This is a genomic window from Acinetobacter sp. GG2 (assembly GCF_000292385.1).
Classification (GTDB): domain Bacteria; phylum Pseudomonadota; class Gammaproteobacteria; order Pseudomonadales; family Moraxellaceae; genus Acinetobacter; species Acinetobacter seifertii.
Genome location: NZ_ALOW01000025.1, coordinates 52,230 through 71,415, shown reverse-complemented (window position 1 = coordinate 71,415; position 19,186 = coordinate 52,230). Strand labels below are relative to the sequence as shown.

At 39.0% G+C, this 19,186-nt stretch carries 20 protein-coding genes; 12 read left to right on the top strand and 8 right to left on the bottom strand.

The window, feature by feature from the left end:
- Position 1: 1 nt before the first annotated feature.
- The 5 genes from nuoM to B554_RS0104130 all read left to right on the top strand — a co-directional run bounded on the left by nuoM (position 2) and on the right by B554_RS0104130 (position 4,865).
- Positions 2 to 1,600: an NADH-quinone oxidoreductase subunit M gene (gene nuoM / locus B554_RS0104150; RefSeq protein WP_019457080.1), complete on the top strand. Its 1,599-nt coding sequence runs from the start codon at positions 2 to 4 to the stop codon at positions 1,598 to 1,600.
- Between the two features lie 2 nt (positions 1,601 to 1,602).
- The gene (nuoN, locus tag B554_RS0104145; RefSeq protein ID WP_019457079.1) at positions 1,603 to 3,099 is read left to right on the top strand and encodes an NADH-quinone oxidoreductase subunit NuoN; all 1,497 of its coding nucleotides are present in this window, start codon (positions 1,603 to 1,605) and stop codon (positions 3,097 to 3,099) included.
- Between the two features lie 100 nt (positions 3,100 to 3,199).
- Positions 3,200 to 3,835 carry a uracil phosphoribosyltransferase gene (gene upp, locus B554_RS0104140; RefSeq protein ID WP_019457078.1) on the top strand — a complete coding sequence of 212 codons (636 nt, stop codon included), beginning with the start codon at positions 3,200 to 3,202 and terminating at the stop codon, positions 3,833 to 3,835.
- Between the two features lie 115 nt (positions 3,836 to 3,950).
- Entirely contained in the window at positions 3,951 to 4,244 is a 294-nt protein-coding gene (locus B554_RS0104135) for a cold shock domain-containing protein (protein WP_004703483.1), read from the top strand.
- A 159-nt stretch (positions 4,245 to 4,403) separates the two neighbouring features.
- Positions 4,404 to 4,865 (top strand): excalibur calcium-binding domain-containing protein, encoded by a 462-nt coding sequence (locus B554_RS0104130; RefSeq protein ID WP_019457077.1) that lies wholly within the window; start codon positions 4,404 to 4,406, stop codon positions 4,863 to 4,865.
- Between the two features lie 11 nt (positions 4,866 to 4,876).
- Here B554_RS0104130 and gigC read toward each other — a convergent pair whose 3' ends face one another.
- Positions 4,877 to 5,764: a LysR family transcriptional regulator GigC gene (gene gigC, locus B554_RS0104125; RefSeq protein ID WP_004703480.1), complete on the bottom strand. Its 888-nt coding sequence runs from the start codon at positions 5,762 to 5,764 to the stop codon at positions 4,877 to 4,879.
- Positions 5,765 to 5,850: 86 nt separating this feature from the next.
- Here gigC and B554_RS0104120 point away from each other — a divergent pair, with 86 nt between their 5' ends.
- Entirely contained in the window at positions 5,851 to 6,612 is a 762-nt protein-coding gene (locus B554_RS0104120) for a ferredoxin--NADP reductase (RefSeq protein ID WP_019457076.1), read from the top strand.
- 48 nt (positions 6,613 to 6,660) lie between these two features.
- On the opposite strand, the gene B554_RS0104115 is transcribed toward B554_RS0104120, so the two are convergent.
- On the bottom strand, positions 6,661 to 7,080 hold the full coding sequence (locus tag B554_RS0104115) for a hypothetical protein (protein WP_171057774.1): 420 nt from the start codon (positions 7,078 to 7,080) through the stop codon (positions 6,661 to 6,663).
- A gap of 292 nt (positions 7,081 to 7,372) precedes the next feature.
- Between B554_RS0104115 and B554_RS0104110 the strand changes: the two genes are divergently transcribed.
- The 3 genes from B554_RS0104110 to B554_RS0104100 all read left to right on the top strand — a co-directional run bounded on the left by B554_RS0104110 (position 7,373) and on the right by B554_RS0104100 (position 9,792).
- Positions 7,373 to 7,600 carry a hypothetical protein gene (locus B554_RS0104110; RefSeq protein ID WP_004703475.1) on the top strand — a complete coding sequence of 76 codons (228 nt, stop codon included), beginning with the start codon at positions 7,373 to 7,375 and terminating at the stop codon, positions 7,598 to 7,600.
- A 227-nt stretch (positions 7,601 to 7,827) separates the two neighbouring features.
- Positions 7,828 to 9,495 carry a mechanosensitive ion channel gene (locus B554_RS0104105; RefSeq protein WP_019457075.1) on the top strand — a complete coding sequence of 556 codons (1,668 nt, stop codon included), beginning with the start codon at positions 7,828 to 7,830 and terminating at the stop codon, positions 9,493 to 9,495.
- Positions 9,496 to 9,621: 126 nt separating this feature from the next.
- Positions 9,622 to 9,792, top strand: coding sequence for a hypothetical protein (locus B554_RS0104100; protein WP_019457074.1), 171 nt, complete (start codon positions 9,622 to 9,624; stop codon positions 9,790 to 9,792).
- 12 nt (positions 9,793 to 9,804) lie between these two features.
- On the opposite strand, the gene B554_RS0104095 is transcribed toward B554_RS0104100, so the two are convergent.
- From B554_RS0104095 to B554_RS0104075, 5 genes are all read right to left on the bottom strand, one after another.
- A complete protein-coding gene (locus B554_RS0104095) occupies positions 9,805 to 11,004 on the bottom strand; it encodes an NAD(P)/FAD-dependent oxidoreductase (protein ID WP_019457073.1) in 1,200 nt (399 codons plus the stop codon).
- A gap of 115 nt (positions 11,005 to 11,119) precedes the next feature.
- Positions 11,120 to 12,001, bottom strand: a complete 882-nt coding sequence (locus B554_RS0104090) for a 1-aminocyclopropane-1-carboxylate deaminase/D-cysteine desulfhydrase (protein WP_019457072.1) — start codon at positions 11,999 to 12,001, stop codon at positions 11,120 to 11,122.
- Between the two features lie 65 nt (positions 12,002 to 12,066).
- A complete protein-coding gene (locus tag B554_RS0104085; protein ID WP_019457071.1) occupies positions 12,067 to 13,200 on the bottom strand; it encodes an HlyD family secretion protein in 1,134 nt (377 codons plus the stop codon).
- Between the two features lie 40 nt (positions 13,201 to 13,240).
- Complete coding sequence (locus tag B554_RS0104080) at positions 13,241 to 14,884, bottom strand: MFS transporter (RefSeq protein WP_004703464.1); 1,644 nt, start codon at positions 14,882 to 14,884, stop codon at positions 13,241 to 13,243.
- 1 nt (position 14,885) lies between these two features.
- Positions 14,886 to 15,449, bottom strand: coding sequence for a TetR/AcrR family transcriptional regulator (locus tag B554_RS0104075; protein WP_004703463.1), 564 nt, complete (start codon positions 15,447 to 15,449; stop codon positions 14,886 to 14,888).
- Positions 15,450 to 15,628: 179 nt separating this feature from the next.
- On the opposite strand from B554_RS0104075, the gene B554_RS0104070 reads away from it, so the two are divergent.
- From B554_RS0104070 to B554_RS0104060, 3 genes are all read left to right on the top strand, one after another.
- Entirely contained in the window at positions 15,629 to 16,252 is a 624-nt protein-coding gene (locus tag B554_RS0104070; RefSeq protein ID WP_019457070.1) for a LysE family translocator, read from the top strand.
- Between the two features lie 162 nt (positions 16,253 to 16,414).
- Positions 16,415 to 16,603 (top strand): NF038215 family lipoprotein, encoded by a 189-nt coding sequence (locus B554_RS19035; RefSeq protein ID WP_019457069.1) that lies wholly within the window; start codon positions 16,415 to 16,417, stop codon positions 16,601 to 16,603.
- The gene (locus B554_RS0104060; RefSeq protein ID WP_019457068.1) at positions 16,584 to 16,919 is read left to right on the top strand and encodes a hypothetical protein; all 336 of its coding nucleotides are present in this window, start codon (positions 16,584 to 16,586) and stop codon (positions 16,917 to 16,919) included. Before B554_RS19035 ends, B554_RS0104060 begins: the two co-directional genes overlap by 20 nt.
- Positions 16,920 to 17,001: 82 nt before the next feature.
- Here the strand turns inward: B554_RS0104060 and metG are convergent, their stop codons facing one another.
- A complete protein-coding gene (gene metG, locus B554_RS0104055; protein WP_019457067.1) occupies positions 17,002 to 19,077 on the bottom strand; it encodes a methionine--tRNA ligase in 2,076 nt (691 codons plus the stop codon).
- Between the last annotated feature and the right edge of the window lie 109 nt (positions 19,078 to 19,186).

The window sequence follows — 19,186 nt, the reverse complement described above, 5'->3', positions numbered from 1 at the left end:
AATGGAAAACAATTTAATTTTACCCGCGCTGATCCTTGTTCCGTTCATTGCAGGTTTTACTTGTTGGTTAGTCGATAAACTCGACAAAACTTTGCCACGCTGGATTGCCTTAATTGGTATGCTCATTACGTTGGGCCTAGGTCTTGCACTTTGGCAAAGTGGTACTTATACCTACGAGTTGGGCTCAAAAGTCCCAACTTGGTCAGCTGAGTTCTATTTACCGTGGATTAAATCTCTCGGTATTGGCATTCACTTAGCAGTGGATGGCTTATCTTTACTCATGGTGTTGTTAACAGCTTTACTTGGTGTACTTGCTGTTGGTTGTTCATGGGGTGAGATTCAAAAGAACGTTGGTTTCTTCCACTTAAACTTATTATGGAGTTTAGGTGGCGTTATTGGCGTGTTCTTGGCAATCGATTTGTTCCTATTCTTCTTCTTCTGGGAGATGATGCTTGTACCAATCTACTTCTTGATTGCGTTATGGGGTCATAAAGGTTCAAACGGCCGTTCACGTGTTTACGCTGCAACCAAGTTCTTCTTATATACGCAAATCGCTGGTTTAGTGATGTTAATCGGTATCCTTGGCCTTGTGGTCTATGGTTACATGATGACTGGTATGATCGGTTTTGATTACAACTATTTATTAGCTGTAGCGAATCGTTTACCTGCTGGCTTCGCGTATGGTTTCATGATCTGCTTCTTTATTGGTTTTGCAGTGAAGTTACCAGTGTTTCCATTGCATGGCTGGTTACCAGATGCCCATGCTCAAGCTCCTACAGCGGGTTCTGTAGACTTGGCTGGTATCTTGATTAAAACAGCAGCATACGGTTTGCTCCGTTTTGTAATTCCATTCTTCCCGGCAGCTTCTGCACAGTTTGCAGATATTGCGATTATTTTCGGTTTGATTGGTATTTTCTACGGCGCTTGGTGTGCTTACCAGCAAACTGACATGAAACGTTTACTTGCGTATACGTCGATTTCACACATGGGCTTCATTTTACTTGCAATCTATGCAGGTAATATTTTGACCTTCCAAGGTTTAATGATCATGATGTTGGCACATGGTTTGTCATCTGCTGCATTATTCATTATGTCTGGTCAAATCTACGAGCGCTTGCATACACGTGATTTGCGTTTGATGGGTGGTCTTCGTGGTCAACTCCAATACTTACCATTCTTCTTAATGTTCTTCGTAGCTGCTCTTGTTGGTGTGCCAGGTTTAGGTAACTTTATTGGTGAATTCCTGATTTTGATGGGTTCATTTAATAAATATCCTGCCTTCACGATTCTTGCTTCTATCAGCCTTGTATTTGCAGGTTTATATGGCTTGATCTTGATTCACCGTGCTTTATTTGGTGAGCCAAACCCTGAACAAAAGCAACACTACACTAGTCCATTAAAAGACTTATCTGCTCGTGAAGTTGTTATTTTGATGATTTGTGCGATTGGTCTCGTTTGGCTTGGTATCTTCCCACAAACATTCTTGGATGTATCTCATTCAAGTATGCAGTGGTTGGTCAATAGTTATGTGCCAGTACAAGAAGTCGTTGAAACTGTTCAGCAAACAGCTACTCAACTTGACCATGTGGAGATCCAATAACCATGAACTTCACAGTATCATTCTCTACGATTATGCCATTAGCGCCTGTGATGATTGTTGCGTTGACAACAGTCGTCGTTATGCTGCTCATATCAATTAAGCGTAACCATAATTTAATCGCAACAACTTCTGTTGTCGGTTTAAACCTTGCTGCACTTTATATCTTGCTAGAACTATTTGGCGGTAAATTTGTACCGGCAAATGTGATGGGCATGTTTATGGTTGATCCATTTACTTTGTTCTATCAGTTCATGATTTTAGTTGCATCATTGGCGTGTTGTACTCTGTCTCATGCTTACATTGAGACTTATAAAGACAACCGTGAAGAACTCTATCTTTTGTTACTTGCTTCTGTAGCAGGTGCAATGTTGATGGTTGCAAGTTCTCACTATGCATCTTTCTTTATTAGCCTTGAGTTAATGTCGATTCCTGTATACGGCTTACTTGCTTATACATATCAACGTAGCCAATCGCTTGAAGCGGGTATTAAGTACCTTGTACTTTCTGCAACAGCTTCTGCGATGTTGTTGATGGGTATGGCGTATATCTACGCTTACACTGGTTCGCTTTCATTCTATGATTCGGTTCAAGCTTTATTTGGCGCAATCAAACAGCCAATGGTGTTATTAGGTTTAGCACTTATTATCTTTGCTGTTGCATTCAAATTGTCGCTTGCACCGTTCCACAAATGGACACCAGATGTATATGCAGGCGCTCCAGCTCCAATGGCAACTTTCTTAGCAACTGCTGCTAAGGTTGCGACTATTGGTTTGTTCGTACGTTATTTGCTTGCTTCTGGCGCAATTATGGTGAACTCGTTAGTGACTGTTTTGACAATCATTGCTGTATTGTCAATTTTAGTCGGTAACTTGCTCGCTGTTCGCCAAGTGAACTTAAAGCGTATTTTGGGTTATTCATCTATTGCTCACTTTGGTTATTTGTTAATTGCTTTAATCAGCATGACTTATGCGAGCTTAGGTAGCGTAACTGTGTATGTGGTGACTTATGTATTAACAACTATTGGTGCCTTTGGTGCAGTAGCGTTAATGTCTAGTCCATATAACAACGTAGATGAAGCTCAAAGCCTTGCAGACTACCGTGGTTTGTTCTGGCGCCGTCCAGTACTTACAGCAACATTAACAGTCATGATGTTATCTTTGGCTGGTATTCCATTAACAGCAGGCTTCATTGGTAAGTTCTTAGTTGTTATGGCTGCTGTAACGACTCAACACTGGTTCTTAGCTGCAATGATTATTGTGGGTAGTGGTATTGGTTTGTATTACTACTTACGTGTGATGGTTGTGATGTATATGACTCCACCTGAAACTCCTCGTATTGATGCTGATGCACATTGGGGACAAAAAGTGGGTGGTTTGATGGTATTAGCTGCTGCTGCATTAGTGATTATTTTGGGTGTATATCCAGATCCAATGATTAATTTGGCATTAAAAGCAGAAATTTTATCTCCATTACATTTCATGCTTTCGCAACAACAATAATTCTTGTGTACAAAAAAGCCTCCAAATATGGAGGCTTTTTTTTATTGATAGTTAAAAAAAGATTATAATAAATACGTTTTTATATTTTTAGGTAACATCTGTGGCCATTCAAGAAATTCGTCACCCACTTATTCGTCATAAATTAGGTTTATTACGTCGTGCTGACATCAGTACTAAGAATTTCCGTGAGCTTGCTCAAGAAGTGACTATGTTGTTGACATATGAAGCAACGAAAGATTTACCAGTTGTGGATTGCGAAATTGATGGATGGGCTGGAACTGTTACTACTCAACGTATTGCTGGTAAAAAAATAACGATTGTACCGATTTTACGTGCTGGTATCGGTATGCTTGATGGCGTACTTAATCTGATTCCAAGTGCAAAAGTAAGTGTGTTAGGTCTTGAGCGTGATGAAGCCACTCTAGAAGTACGTACTTACTATAAAAAACTGGTTCCAGATGTTGCTAACCGTATTGCAATGATTATTGATCCAATGCTTGCAACAGGTAACTCTTTGGTTGCTGCAATTGATGTGTTAAAGGCAAGTGGATGTAAAGATATCCGTGTTATGGTATTAGTTGCAGCTCCTGAAGGAATTGCAAAGGTTGAAGCAGCGCATCCTGATATTGAGCTTTATACTGCATCTATTGACGATGGCTTAAATGAGCAAGGCTATATTGTTCCAGGTTTAGGCGATGCTGGTGACAAGATTTTTGGTAGTGTTCAAAAAGATTAATTTTTGAAATAGTCATAAAAAAAGAGACTTCATCAAACCGTATTTTTTAACAGCGGAATTGAAAGTCTCTTTTTATTTACAGCAACGATTGGATGGGAAAAGTAGGGGAAAGATCATGAAACAAGAGTTTTATATTGGAAGAGTAAAACAATATAACGCCGATAAGGGGTTTGGTTTTATTTCAACCACTGAAGGAGATATTTTCTTTCATATTTCTGACTTTCCTGCATCAGAAGGTGAGCCGAAAAGAAATGAGAAAGTGAGATTTCTTGCGGCTGACAATCAAGGGAAATTTAAAGCGATCAAAATTGAGCGTGTTGACACGAATCCTGCGAAAACCAAAAAAAATAAAATTGCGGATCACAATAAAGCGATCACGAGTGAGTTATTGTCAAATTTCCGACGTTAATAATGAGCTAAATGTAATATATTAAAAACACTTAAATAATGAATGTACTAGACAATTGTTTTGATGCGTTCAGAAAGATTAAGTGATTTAGAATTAAGGGAGATATTAATTTCCCTTAATTTTCTTAAAAATGAATAATAAGATAAAGAATGGGGAAATATGGTTCAACGGGGAAAAATTAAACGCAGCAAATTCAAGCTGAGTTCACGTGAGTACATCAGTATATTTATCGTTGGCATCTTGGTTGTTGTTGCGTGTGTGACTTTTATTGTATTGCACTATCGTCAACAAGCTCAGCAGCGTGCATCACATGAAAAAGTACAATTATTAATACAGCAACAGAAGCAGATTATTAAGGAACAGCGAGCAGCTTTGGGTAAATTGCCGGATATTCAACTATCTGAGAAAACGAAAAAGGCTTTAGCATTTACTCCTCAAACAGCTCCAGCCTCGGAACGAGTAAATAATGAAACATCGGCTTTTCATTGTGATGGGCGTGAGCATTGTTCGCAAATGCATTCTTTAGAAGAGGCACGTTGGTTTGTAAGAAATTGCCCGAACACTAAAATGGATGGAGATCATGACGGTGAGCCATGTGAAAATGATTCACGATGGCATTAGAAGATCAGGCTTTAAGCCTGATCTTCATCGCAGAATTTTAAAAATGCTTTAAGTCCTGGGCCTTGATATTTTTGGCGATGTACCAGCATATAAAGTGGACGGGTCAGTTGCCAAAATGGTGTATCTAAAATAACGAGTTGACCTTTCTCACTTAAAGGTTCAATCGCTAATCTAGAAATACAAGACATTCCTAAGCCACCTGCCACTATTTTCAAGATTGCTTCATTGTGACCAAGCGTTAAGCGAATGTTGGCATCTGGTAGATCTTGCAAAATTGCATTATCAAAGACTTCACGCGTACCAGATCCCTCTTCACGTAAAATCCATTCTACATCATGAAAATCTTGAGGCGTAAGTGGACGATTTAAACGAGTTAAAGGATGATCTGGTGAACAGCATACTGCTAACTCATCATCACGCCAATGAATACATTGGAGTTGAGGTAAGTGACAAGAACCTTCAATTAAAGCTAAATCTAATTGGAACTGATTTACTGCTTCAATCATTTGGCGTGTATTGCCCACTTGAAGTTGTAAATGTGCTTGCGGATGACGTTGTAAAAAGTTAGCCATTAAATCAGGCATTAAGTAGTCGCTAATGGTTAAAGTCGCACCGATACGTAAATCGATACTTTGTAATTCACCCTTGGCAGCTTGTTCAAATGCTTCACAACGTCCTAATATTTCTAATGCTTGAGGAAGTAAAAAACGTCCAAGATCATTAAGCTGTAAGCGCTTACCTAAACGATCAAATAAAGGAGCACCTAAGCCGTCTTCTAAATCGGCTAAAGCCATACTAGCTGCACTTTGCGTCAGTCTGACCGCATCACTGGCTTTAGTAACGGTTCCTTCTTGGGCGACTGCTACAAAAACAGCCAACTGGCGTAATGTCATCCGCATGTTTAAAAAGCCTTAACGTTTAAAAGTATTCATTATTTCGGCTGTCATGCTAACATGAGCGCACTATTTCATGCCACGTTGAAATCATGTCAATTGAAAAATTTAGCGTAGAAAAAGTTTTATCAGTTCATCGTTGGACCCCAACACTTTTCAGCTTTACCATGACTCGCCCTTCGCATTTTAAATTTACCGCAGGTCAGTTTGCGCGTATAGGTTTAAAGGTGGGGGAGGAACTGGTTGTCCGTGCTTATTCGGTGGTGTCTTCTCCATTTGATGAAACGCTAGAGTTCTTCTCAATTGTTGTACCAGATGGTGCCTTCACTTCGAATTTACAGCATTTGCAAGTCGGTGATGAGCTATATTTAGAAAAAATTCCCTATGGATACCTGACTTTGGCGCGTTATCAGCAACCTTTACCGCATGATTTATGGTTATTAGCAACAGGTACAGGTTTGGCTCCATTTTTGTCGATGCTACAAGACTTTGAAACTTGGTCTAATTATCAAAAGATTAATTTGGTTTATAGCGTCCGTACGGAAGATGAATTGGCATATGTCGATCGTATTCAAGAGATTGCTGAAACGTTTGGGGAAGGGCATAACGGCTTTAAATTTATTCCTATTATTACCCGAGACTCATCAGCGCCGTTGCATGAGCGCTTACCGGTTTTAATCGAAAATGGTGAGTTAGAAAAAGCAGCAGGTCTGGAACTTAATTCAGCAACTAGTCACGTTATGTTATGTGGAAACCCACAAATGGTAGATGATACCAAAGAAGCTTTAAAACGCCGTGGTTTGACGATGAATCGTCGTGGTGAGGGAAATATTGCGGTAGAAAATTATTGGTAAAAACCGAAAATAAAATATTTTTAAGAAAACTTTTTATGGATATGTTTATTAATGGACAAACATATCCATAAATTCACGAATTTCTGAAATCGCGCTGTCGACATCTGTTGAAAGCCAAGTTGGTTCAAACAGACCTGCATAATATTCAAGACGATCTTGAGGAACAACCAAGCGAACAGGGCAGTCTTCTTCAAGTAAACGCCACGGTAAAATCGGGACTTCATTATCCAGAAATACATTGATATTACGAATATCAACAATCATCGCATTAACACATTCAGGGAATGGCATGACCGAGAACTCTTCGGTACGGCGACGGAAATACTCAAGATCACCCCATTTTAACTGGAAGCTTGGTTTATTAAATTCAATAATACCAATGAGATGCTCATCTCTTGTTTGATGCAAATAACATTGATGTGTGACGTCAGTGTCGAGATCAAGAGTTACGCTTTGCTGACGATACATCATAAAATTGAGTAGCTTTAAAACAAGGGGGCTTATTATAGCCTATTTTATAAAAAGTAAGCGCTAAAACATATTGTATTACAAATCGAGTTTTGAAGAAGGTGATGAATAAAATGAGATTATATTTTTAATAGTCAAAATTAATGTGGCTAAATTTTATACTAAATTTATTATTTTAAAAGTAGAGTTTTGCAAACCTAGTCACCTACGCATAATGCTTTTTCACACAATGCAACAAATCAAATTGTTATGATGATTATAAAGTTAATGATAATAGAAGAGGGGAAAGAAGATGCATGATTTTTCAAAACCACCTCATGTGACGAGTCCTGAAGAAACTGCGAAAAAAAGAAGATTGCCAGTTTATATTTTAATTATTGTTGGGCTTTTTCTTATTGCACTCATCGTCTACATGGTTGCTGATCATAGCAAAACGCCTAAAGAAGAAGGAGCTTTTCAACATGAGACCACACCACATGTCATGATGGGTAGTCCTGATTTGAAGACTTACAAAGGATAGTAAGCCCAACAGTATATCTTGATAGAAAGCCTTTAGGATGTGCCCTGAAGGCTTTTTTTGCAATCTTTTGCATCAATTTGTTGTATTTATGCAGAAGGTTGTTGATTGAAAAATATTCAAAACATAAGGTGACATAGACCGCATTTATCGTCATTTTTTACAACGAACTGGTGTTTTTCATTTATTGATAACACTGAAAAGAACATAACAATTGAGGACATAACAATATGAATGAATTTTTTAATGGGCCTCGCGGCGCTCAGTTTGATGCGATGTATTACTGGGATCAGTTTCATCCTATTTTGGCTGCAATTGTCATCTTACTGGTTGGCTGGATAATCGCTTTAGTGGTAGCAGCAGGGGTAAAAAAACTTCTGCAAAAATTAAATACCAATGCCAAATTATCTTCAGCTACAGGGCGTACTCCCAATATAGAAGGTCTCGTCTCCAAAGTCATATTTTGGTTTATTTTGATTCTTGCCGTTGTTGCTGCTTTAAATGTACTCAACATTAGTGGAGTAAGTGGTCCATTTAGCAATATGGTGAATCAGGTACTTGTTTACATTCCAAATATTATTGCTGCGGTGGTGGTGGGCTTTATTGGCTGGATTGTTGCTCGACTGGTGCGAGCAGGGATCACCAATGTGCTATCTAGAACGCAACTTGATGATAAATTAAGTAGTGAAGTGGGTGTAGGAGGAATCAGTCAGAATATCGGTGAAATTCTTTACTGGCTTGTACTATTACTTTTCCTTCCTATTGTTCTCTCAATCTTGGGATTAACAGGTTTACTTATTCCTGTTCAAAACATGGTGAATGAGGCGATTGCCTTCTTACCAAATATCTTCATTGCTGGCGTTATCGTTTTTGTTGGTTATATCTTGGCAAAAATTGTACGCGGTATTGTTGAAGGTCTAATCAATAGCTTAGGTGTTCAAGCTCAAGCTGAAAAAATTGGTCTTTTCAAAAATTCAAATGTAGGCAAATTCTTAGGTTCATTTGTTTTTGCCATTATTATCATTACGACATTGATTGTGGCATTTGAAGCTTTGGGTATTCAGACCATTTCTCAACCAGCGACAGCAATGCTGAATGAAATCTTGCAAGCGATTCCGAATATTATTGCTGCTGGCTTAATTCTACTTGTTGCTTATATTGTTTCTCGTTTTGTTGGACGCTTGGTTGCCGAACTGATTGCAGGAACAGGTGTTGATGAAATTCCAGCAAAATTAGATGTACAACGCTTTTTAGGTCAAACTAAAGTCTCTGGTGCTGTTGGCTGGTTAATTGTGTTCTTTACCATGTTGTTTGCAGTTTCTGAAGCTGCTGACCGTCTTGGTTTTGAACAGATTAGTGGTCTAATCGCAATGTTTATCCATTTCGGTGCAAACATTCTATTGGGCGCTGTAATTTTGGTGATTGGTTTCTGGCTTGCAAATGTTGTGGCGAACGTAGTTCAACGTGGTGAATATAATAGTTCGCGTTGGTTAGGTAGTTTGGTTCGTGTCTTAATTATTGGCCTAGTTCTTGCGCTTGGTTTAAAAGCGATGGGTATTGCTGATTCGATTGTGAACCTTGCATTTGGTTTAACTCTAGGCGCAGTTGCAGTTGCTTTCGCACTTGCATTTGGTCTGGGTGGTCGCCAACCAGCAGAAAGATTGCTATCTGATTTGCTTGATAAAGCGAAAAAAGAAGCAAATCATCCAAATCCTTTATATCAACCACCTACTACAACAACAGCGAGTACGTCTTCAACTCCAACTTCATCAACTACGACAACTCCACCGTCAGCGGTTCCATCTGATGCAAAACCAGCAGATTCTGCACAGGTAAACCCAGCACAACCACCTGTAAATAAACCATTTGGCTCTACTGGTGAAAATGATGAAATTTAGTGAGTGAACTAATTTTCAGATAAACCGTACAAAAAATCTTTGATTTTTGTGATAAGTTCGACCACTCTATATGAGTGGTCGTTCTGTCTTTGACAGCTATAAAAACAAATAAGTGAGGAAAATACGATGAAAAAACCTGGTCGTTTTTTAGCACCTGTTGTAATTGCTGGGATTACCGTTGGTTTTTTAGCAAGTGCTTATAAATTTGTATTTAGCAAATCTGACTCATCAAAACAGGCAACAACGCATACACGTGATGCTGAAAAATCATCGAGTGAAGCGAAAGCAGCAAATTAGCTTATTCCGCATTTAAACATATTGTGCTGCTGCATAAGCAGAAGACCAAGCCCATTGGAAGTTATAACCTCCTAAATGGCCGGTTACATCAAGTACTTCTCCAATAAAGAACAGTCCTTTCTGCTTTTTGCTTTCGAGTGTTTTAGATGAAACTTCGGTTGTATCAATTCCACCTAAGGTCACTTCGGCAGTACGGTATCCTTCAGTGCCTGATGGTTTAACCGAAAAACCATGTAACTGCTCGGTAATATGCTCTAGCTGTGCATCACTAATATTACCAATCGCTGTTTCGCTATGCTCTGGCCATATGAGTTGTTGTAGCTCTTGTACAATACTTTTCGCGGTAAATTCATTCAGAAGGGTACGCAATAAAACTTTCGGCTGTGCTTTCTTTTTGTCTTTTAAATAAGTTGTTAAATCTTGGCTTGGGAAAAAGTCAATTTTAAAACTTTCTCCAGTATTCCAATAGTTAGAAAGCTGTAAGGAACTTGGTCCACTTAAGCCACGGTGCGTAAATAACAACGCTTCAGTAAAGCTATTTTTTGAGTTGCTTAACGTCACATCTAAAGCATTACCACTTAAGCGTGTGGTGACTTCTTTAATATGATCTGAAAAAGTAAATGGAACTAAACCAGCACGGGTTGGGAAAACTGTATGTCCAAATTTTTGTGCCAGTTCATAGCCAAATCCAGAACCGCCCAAAGTCGGAATGGATAAACCGCCTGTAGCAACAACTAATGATTCACAGCTAAATCGACCTTGGTTGGTGTGTACAGAAAAACCGCCTTGTTGTAATAGGTCGATCTGTCCAACTTCACAATGGGTTTTAATTTCAACATTGTTGGTTTTATTACACTCACTCACCAACATCTCTAAAATTTCTTTAGCGCCGTTTAGCGTAAATAATTGGCCGTGTTTACGTTCTTCATAGGCAATTCCATAATCACATACCAGCCCAATAAAGTCCCAGTTGCTATAGCGTGACAGGGCAGAAATGACAAAGTGTGCATTATGAGAAATATAGTTGTCAGGCTCTACATACAGGTTGGTAAAGTTACATTTACCTCCACCTGACATTAAAATCTTTTTACCAACTTTGTTGGCTTTTTCTAAAATTAAAACCGAGCGCCCTCGTTTAGCAGCATGTGCAGCCAACATGAGTCCAGAAGCGCCTGCACCTAAGACAATGACATCGACATGACTGTTAGACATAAGAGATTCTCGATTAATCGTGAAAATTAAAAAGGGGCATATACTACCATGTCAGCACTTACTCGTGCTAAAGACATTTATTGCCGTAGAGAAAACCTTAACTAAAATGAGTAAATTATTGGTGTGATTTATTTCTTATATCTGCCTGTAAACCACCAGAATGAATAGCCAGAATACGAGTTCCTTCAGGAAAGTAATGATTCTTTATAAGGTCAAACAGACCGAACATCATTTTTCCCGTATAGATCGGTTCAAGAGGCACGGCATATTTCGCTTCAAAACTCTCAATAAATGCAAATAGTTCAGGTGACGTTTTGGCATAACCTCCGCAGCAATAAGCATCTGTCAGAGACCAATTCTGTTTTTTAGTCCACTGTTGAATTTCTTGTTGTAAAAAGTCACCTTTTAAAGCCGAAAACCCCATAACTTTTTGATGTGCTGAACTCCTTTCAATAAGACCTGAAATCGTTCCGGCGGTTCCCACTGCACAGCAAATCACATCGTATTGCTCTAAATCATACTCACTAAGAATTTCCTGACAACCTTGAACTGCTAGCTGATTGGTGCCGCCTTCTGGAATAATAAAAGTTTCAGGAAACTGATGACCTAGCTTTTGAAGATAATTTGCGTCATCTCGCAAGCGATACTCATTGCGTGAGACAAAATGTAGCTGCATTCCCAGACTTTGGGCTTTTGCCAAAGTGGGGTTAAGAGGCTTACTCGCTAACTCTTTACCACGAATAATTCCAATACTATGTAAGCCAAAAAGATGAGCTGCATAAGCAGTTGCAGCAATATGGTTGGAATAAGCCCCACCAAAAGTCAAAATAGTTGATAGACCTTGTTGTTTTGCGGCAAGCAGATTGTATTTTAGTTTGAAAAATTTATTGCCCGAAATTTGAGGATGAATTAGATCTATCCTTTTAATGTCGAGATGAACAGATGAGGGGAGTTCAATGTGCTGGTAGGAAATCGGTTGGGCAATGTGATCAAACATTAGAAATTGAGAAAAATAATGAATGATCACATTGTAGCTTTTTAAAGAGAACTTTAAAAAGCTGATTAAGAACTTGTATCGACAGAAGTAATTACTGACATACCAGGGCGTAAGTGTTCCATTCCTTCCTGATTCGGGTCTATGGTGATGCGTACAGCTATGCGTTGCACAACTTTAGTAAAGTTGCCTGTCGCATTGTCTGGCTTTAACACACTGAACTCTGAACCTGCAGCAGGTGAGATTTGCTCAACATGGCCTGTAAATTTTTTGTGGTTCATGGCATCGACAGTAAACCATGCTTTTTGACCAATTCGCATATTGGCAATTTGGGTTTCTTTAAAGTTAGCAATCACCCAAGTTTGCTGTGGAATTAAGTAGAGTAACTGTGAGCCTGCCGCGACATATTGTCCAACACGAGGGTTTACTTCACCCAGTTGACCATCCATTGGAGCAACAATAACGCTATAGTCTTTGGTGGTCTGTGCTTGGTCTAACTGTGCTTTAGCACTTGAAACTTGTGCTTCTAAGCCAGCTTCTGCGACCTGTGCGGTTTTCAAAGCCTCTTTAGCAACTAAAACATTCGCTTCTGCCTGTTTAAGTGCTGCAAGGTTATTTTCAGCATCGGCCGCGGCTTTATCTTGCTCAGATTTAGAGGCTGCACCACTATTTCCTAGCTGTTGGTAACGTCTAAGCTGAGCTAAAGAGAGTTCGTATTGAGCTTTTGCTTGATCGACTTTAGCTTGCGCCGCCACAATATCAGCTTGCTTCTGAGCAATGGATTGGGTTTGGTTGGCTAAAGTATTTTTAGCTTGTTCAACCCCAGAAGCTGCCTGAGTTACTTTTTGGTCATAAGTGGTTGCATCAATGTGCATTAGCACTTGACCCTTTTTAACATGATCAAAGTCTTTGACTAATACATCTTTAACGTAGCCATTAATTTGTGAAGATAAAATCGTAGTTTTACCTTTGACATAACTATTGTCAGTTTGCTGGACACTCGTTGCAAACGGACCAATTCTCCATGCCCATAAAATTACTAAAATACCGATAATAAGGACTCCCAACATCCAGAACAGAGTTGAGCTTTTTGTCGGAATCAATTTACTTGCAGGTGCAGGTGCAGGTGCAGGTGCAGGTGTTGGCTCGTTGGCAGGTGCCTGAGCTGGTGTTGGTTCCGGTTTGTTTTGATCATCTGACATATATCAATCTCAATTTCTATTTCATCAAATACGAAAGCCTTTAAGGACGGCTAATTCCTCTACGTTGTAGATATTTACTACGCGCAATGTTAAATCCACCCCATAAGAGCAATGCGATAGCAAAAATACCGTTTAACGCAATAACATCATTGTAGGCACGCACTTGTGCTTCACGGGTAACCACTTGATTGAGTGTGCGCATGGCCTGAGTCGTTTGTAATGCTGGGTCATTTGTTGTGATGGCTGCACTACGCTGATAGGTGGAGAGCCTTTGAGAAACTAACGGGTCGGATTGTTCTAAATCTTTAATAATCTCGACTTGATAGTTCTGTGTGCGGTGTTGTTGATAGGTCGAGAAGAAAGAAGACCCGACCAGACCACCAAAGGTTTGAGTTGCTGAGAACAGCACAATAAAAGTCACTACATACGAAGGACCTTTAGCTAAAGTTTGGGCGAAACCAATGAGCAGTAACGGCCCAATAAATAAACCACCTGCGAAACCTACTAGGAACTGACTTGCAAAGAAGTTTACAGGTCGAACATCACTGGTTAAGTGATAATCTAGTCCACAGGCAACCAGAATGAGGAACTCTGCGAAAAGTAAGTGGAAGATAATTCGTTCACGTGAAAAAGTCAGTGCACTAAACAGCGTTCCGCTTAAAATCCCGATGAATATCACTACATAAAGAGGTACAAACTGATCAGGCCCCATTCCCATAGCTTTTAAGAAGTTAACCGCAGCATAGCTTTGCTCTGACATTAGAAGTCGAATAGCAAAAGCACCAAAAATGAAACGCAAGGTCGAAGCAGTACCTAGCCAACGTGTCATAATTAATGGATTAGCTCGATAGTGTTCATAGAGCAAACCAAGAACAACTAGACTAAACCCAGCAATTAAAACGTAAGCAAGCCATTCACTGTTAAACCACCATAAAATTGGGCCTTGTGTAAGCACAATACATAAGCATGCAAAACCAGGAGCCAGTAAAGCAAAGGTAAAGAAATCCTGCTTCTCAAATACATAGATTCGTAAGCTACGTGGTAATTTCAATGAAACAACCATGGCTAAACAACAAAGTGCTAAACCTAGCTCAAAGGTGTAAAGAACAGACCAACTGTCTGTACTGACAAGAAATGGAGAAATAATCCAAGCGACTGGAACCCCTAATTGTTGAAAACCGAAAGCGATATAGATGCCTTTTGCCATATCTGCTTTTTTAAAAGCTTGCATGGTGTAATACATACCTAAAGAGCTGAGAGGTGCTCCCGCTAAACCCGCTACAACTCGAGCAAACAGGGCCATTTCGTAGGTATGCACAAAAATATGTAAAACCAGCACGGCAATAAAAATAACCAAACCTATTTCTGAAAATACTCTCAGGCCATACTGTTGCCGGGCTTTAAACAAAATCAGGTTTGAGCTGACATTTGCCATGACATAAGCAGCAGGTAACCAAGCAGCTTCGGAAGGCGTCAGTCCATACTCACCTTGAATTAAAGGTAAATTCGCCGTAATAAAACCATTACTTAAGCTTGCCGACAGGGCGATAAATAAACCAATAAAAAAGTAAATAAACCGCTTAGGTACAGAGTGTGCAATCGCTGCTGGTGAACCAGGCAAAGTCGGTTGCTCGTCTGGTGTCCAGTCGGGTGGTGTTTCTAAATAACGAGGCGTTTTACTCATTCTATCCCTCGAATTTTTGTACTTGAATACCATTAAATAGTAATTCAATTGCTCGTTTTGCTAAGCGAGTCTGTTCTTCTGGCTCATGTCCTTGAAATGAAGAACCTAACATTGCAGTGACCATTGCATAGTCATTGGCAGTGAGATCAGCTCGACACAGTTTTTGTTCTATGGCATTTTCAATCAGTGGTTTAAGTGCATTATTTCGCCGTTCATAAATTTTTAACATAATTGGATCTTGTCGATCAATCACTCTCCAAAAATCTTGCAAAATTGCAAGCTTAGGAAGTTGTGCAATATGTCCTTCAATTAAACGAAATAAACCATCCTCGAATTGTTGAAAATGAGCTGCTTTTTGCTCTAGCTGTGTAATTGCACGCTCTAAAAGGGCGCTAATTAAAGCCTTACGATCACAAAAGTTGCGGTAAAAAGTTGCTCTACCTACACCTGCATGGTCAATCACAACCTGTAAGGGGACATTAATGCCATGAATACGAAAACATTCTTCGGCAGCATTGAGTAATTCATCCCGATTATGGGCAGCTATTTTTTGGCGGGTACTCATGTTCTTGGTTTGAGAGTTTTAAAGACCGATATATTTAACGGACATTTTTGTCCGTTGTGAAGATATAAATTGTAAAAACATGAAAATTCAATTTTCATCATTTATATGTTTTCCATTTTTATATGTGACATAAAAAGCTGTTAGAATACCGCGCAATTGCGTAATGCTAGGTCAATACAATGTTTGAGTCCCTTATTCCTCTTTTTTCAATTGCGATGGCATTGATGCTTGGAGCAATAAGTCCTGGGCCAAGCTTTATTTACGTAGCACAAAATTCAATTTCTAAATCACGTAAACATGGTTTGTTTACAGCTTTAGGTACAGGTACAGGCGCAGCTTTTTTTGGTTTTCTAGCTGTTATGGGGTTGCAGGCAGTTTTATTAGCAGTGCCTTCTGCTTATTTAATCTTAAAAATTGGTGGTGGGCTGTATTTGCTTTGGCTGGCTTTTAAAATTATTAAACACGCTAAAGAACCAATTGCCATGGAAAATGATGGCAAATCAAAAATGACCTATAAACAGGCATATCGCTATGGCCTGATTACCCAGTTAAGCAACCCGAAAATTGCAGTCGTTCTAGCGAGTGTATTTACTGCTTTATTGCCAAAAGAAATTCCAAATTACTACTACGTTGCATTGCCAGTGATTTGTTTTATGATTGATGCGGGGTGGTATTCATGTGTTGCAATGCTGCTCTCTTCAGAGAAGCCTAGAACAATGTACTTAAAAGCAAAAACTGGCGTTGACCGAGTGGCTGGAAGCATTGTGAGTTTATTGGGTTTAAAGTTAATTTTCTTCAAATGATAAGTCTTTAATTAAAATATCTAAAAAATACAAAGCCAGCTATTTAAAGTCTGGCTTTATTTTTGAGTAAAATATATACAAATTGAAATATCTTTTTTTATACTTAAATATTTAAAAAGTGGTAACTTAATAAATAAAACAAAAAGAAATGAGGATCACGTTATGAAAAAACTAATGGTGAGCATTTCTGTAGTTTTTCTCATCTTAACTACAGGGTGTGAGATGAAAACAATGAGTAAACCACAACCAGCAAATGAGCGGACCATGAGCATTGTTGGTACACCTGTTCATGAAAAAGATTACAAGATTTCCGATTTACAAGCCAATAATCATGAGCAATCCAACTATTAAGTTACTCACAGCTTGCATCACTTACTGCATTTTAAATGTAGTAAGTGCCTGTGAGCCTGCATCTTTAGATTGGAAGCTTTTTCAGGAAAAATATGATGTAAATCATGATGGAATGTACAGCTTAAAAGAATTTGAACGTGTCCAAGATTTCTACCCGTATAATTGGCCTACGGATAAGCGTTTTCAGGGAGAGAATAAGCAAACAGAACTATTTCATTATTTAGATAAAAATAAGAATGGTTATTTAACAAATGATGAATTGGGGAATATACACGTTTTACTTAGTAACCCTTGTGAAGGGCGGCCATGGACATAATTTAAATCTTCTTATAGATGTTTCTAGAAAATTTATAGTTAAAAAAAGCTCCCAAATTAGGGAGCTTTTTTATGAAGGCAAATTAAGACACTTTATCGCCAGGTTTTGCACCACTATCTGGAGAAATAATGAAAATACCTTCATCATTTCCAGCAGCAAGTACCATACCGTTTGAAATACCAAAACGCATTTTACGTGGTGCAAGGTTGGCAACCATAACAACCAGCTTACCTTTTAGGTCTTCAGGCGCATATTGACTACGAATACCACTAAATACATTACGTGGTTCAGCTTCACCTACGTCTAACGTCAGTTGTAGCAATTTATCTGAACCCTCAACTGTACCTGCTTCAACGACTTGAGCAACACGTAAGTCAACTTTTAAGAAATCTTCAATACCGATAATTTCAGCTTCACCAACTGCCGGAGTAGGCACTGCTTTTTTCTCGGCAGATTTCTCTTTTTTTGTTGCTGCTTTTGTTGCTTCTGGAGCAGGAGCACCTAAAGACTCTTTCGAAGCATCAACCATAGCTGCAACAGCTTTTGGATCAACACGTTGCATAAGTGGCTGGAACTGCGCAATCTCATGGCTTACAAGAATTTGTTTGCGTGACTCGAAATCGAAGCTTTCAAGTTTTAAGAAATCTTGAACTTGCTTTGCCAAAGTTGGCAGAACTGGAGCCAAGTACACCGCTAATTGACGGAATAAGTTGATACCCACAGAACATACATCAAGAACTTGTTGTTCTTTACCTTCTTGTTTAGCAAGAGCCCAAGGTTTTTTCTCATCAATATATTGGTTTGCACGGTCAGCAAGCGCCATAATTTCACGGATCGCCGTAGAGAATTCACGTGCTTCATATGCTTTAGCAATTGAATCGCCTGCATCAATAAAGATTTGTACTAACTCAGATTCTGTACATCCAGCAGATAAAGTATTGTTAAAGCTACTATTGACGAATTTTGCACAACGGCTAGCAATATTGACGACTTTACCGACTAGGTCTGAATTTACTTTTTGAACAAAGTCATCAAGGTTCAAGTCAGAATCTTCAACCTTATCTGAAAGTTTAGAGGCAAAGTAGTAACGTAAATATTCTGGGTTTAAATGCTGTAAATATGTCTCGGCCTTAATGAAAGTACCACGTGACTTAGACATTTTTTGTCCATTTACAGTCAAGAAACCATTTACGAACAAGCCTGTTGGAGTGCGATAGTTCGCACCTTCAAGCATTGCAGGCCAGAATAAAGCATGGAAATAAACAATGTCTTTACCAATAAAATGATAAACATCGTTTTGACTATCTTTTTTCCAGAAATCATCAAAGTTTAAATCTGGGCGTTTAGTTTTGATGTAGTTTTCAAAACTAGACATATAACCAATTGGTGCATCTACCCACACGTAGAAATATTTATTTGGTGCGTCTGGAATTTCAAAGCCAAAATATGGTGCATCACGAGAAATATCCCAGTCTGCTAAACCAGCTTCAAACCACTCATCTAACTTGTTCGCAATTGAAAGTGGTAAGCGACCTTCATCACGCGTCCATTTTTGTAAATATTCAGAGAAGTTTGGAAGCTTGAAGAAATAGTGGTCTGATGATTTTTCAACTGGTGTTGCACCACTTAAAGTTGAACGCGGGTTAAGTAACTCTGTTGCATTATAAGTTGTACCACATACTTCACATGAGTCACCGTATTGATCTTCTGACTTACATTTCGGGCATGTGCCTTTAATGAAACGGTCAGATAAGAACATCCCTTTTTCTGGGTCAAATAATTGAGTTACAGGGCGAACTGCAATATTTCCAGCTTCACGGTTTTTAATGTAGATATCTGTTGAGCGTGCTTTGTTTGCATCGCTATGTGTTGAATCGTAATGATCGAAATGAACGCCAAAACCGTCAAAATCACGAATGTGTTCTTTTTGAACATTCGCAATTTGCTCTTCTGGGCTAATACCATTCGCTTCGGCACGTAGCATAATCGCTGTACCATGAGCATCGTCCGCACACACATAAGTCACATCATGACCCATTGCCCGCATGGCACGAACCCAGATATCTGCCTGGATGTAACCGAGTAAATGACCCATATGAATTGGACCATTCGCATAAGGGAGGGCATTAGTGACTAAAATTTTACGCACGGATTTCATTCTCTCATTCGTATTTATAAGGTGGAAGATTTTAACTGATGAGTAAAGAAAAACAAAGCATAAGAAAGATTGCTTCATAAGGGGGGGCGAGTGCAAAACAAGAGCTAAG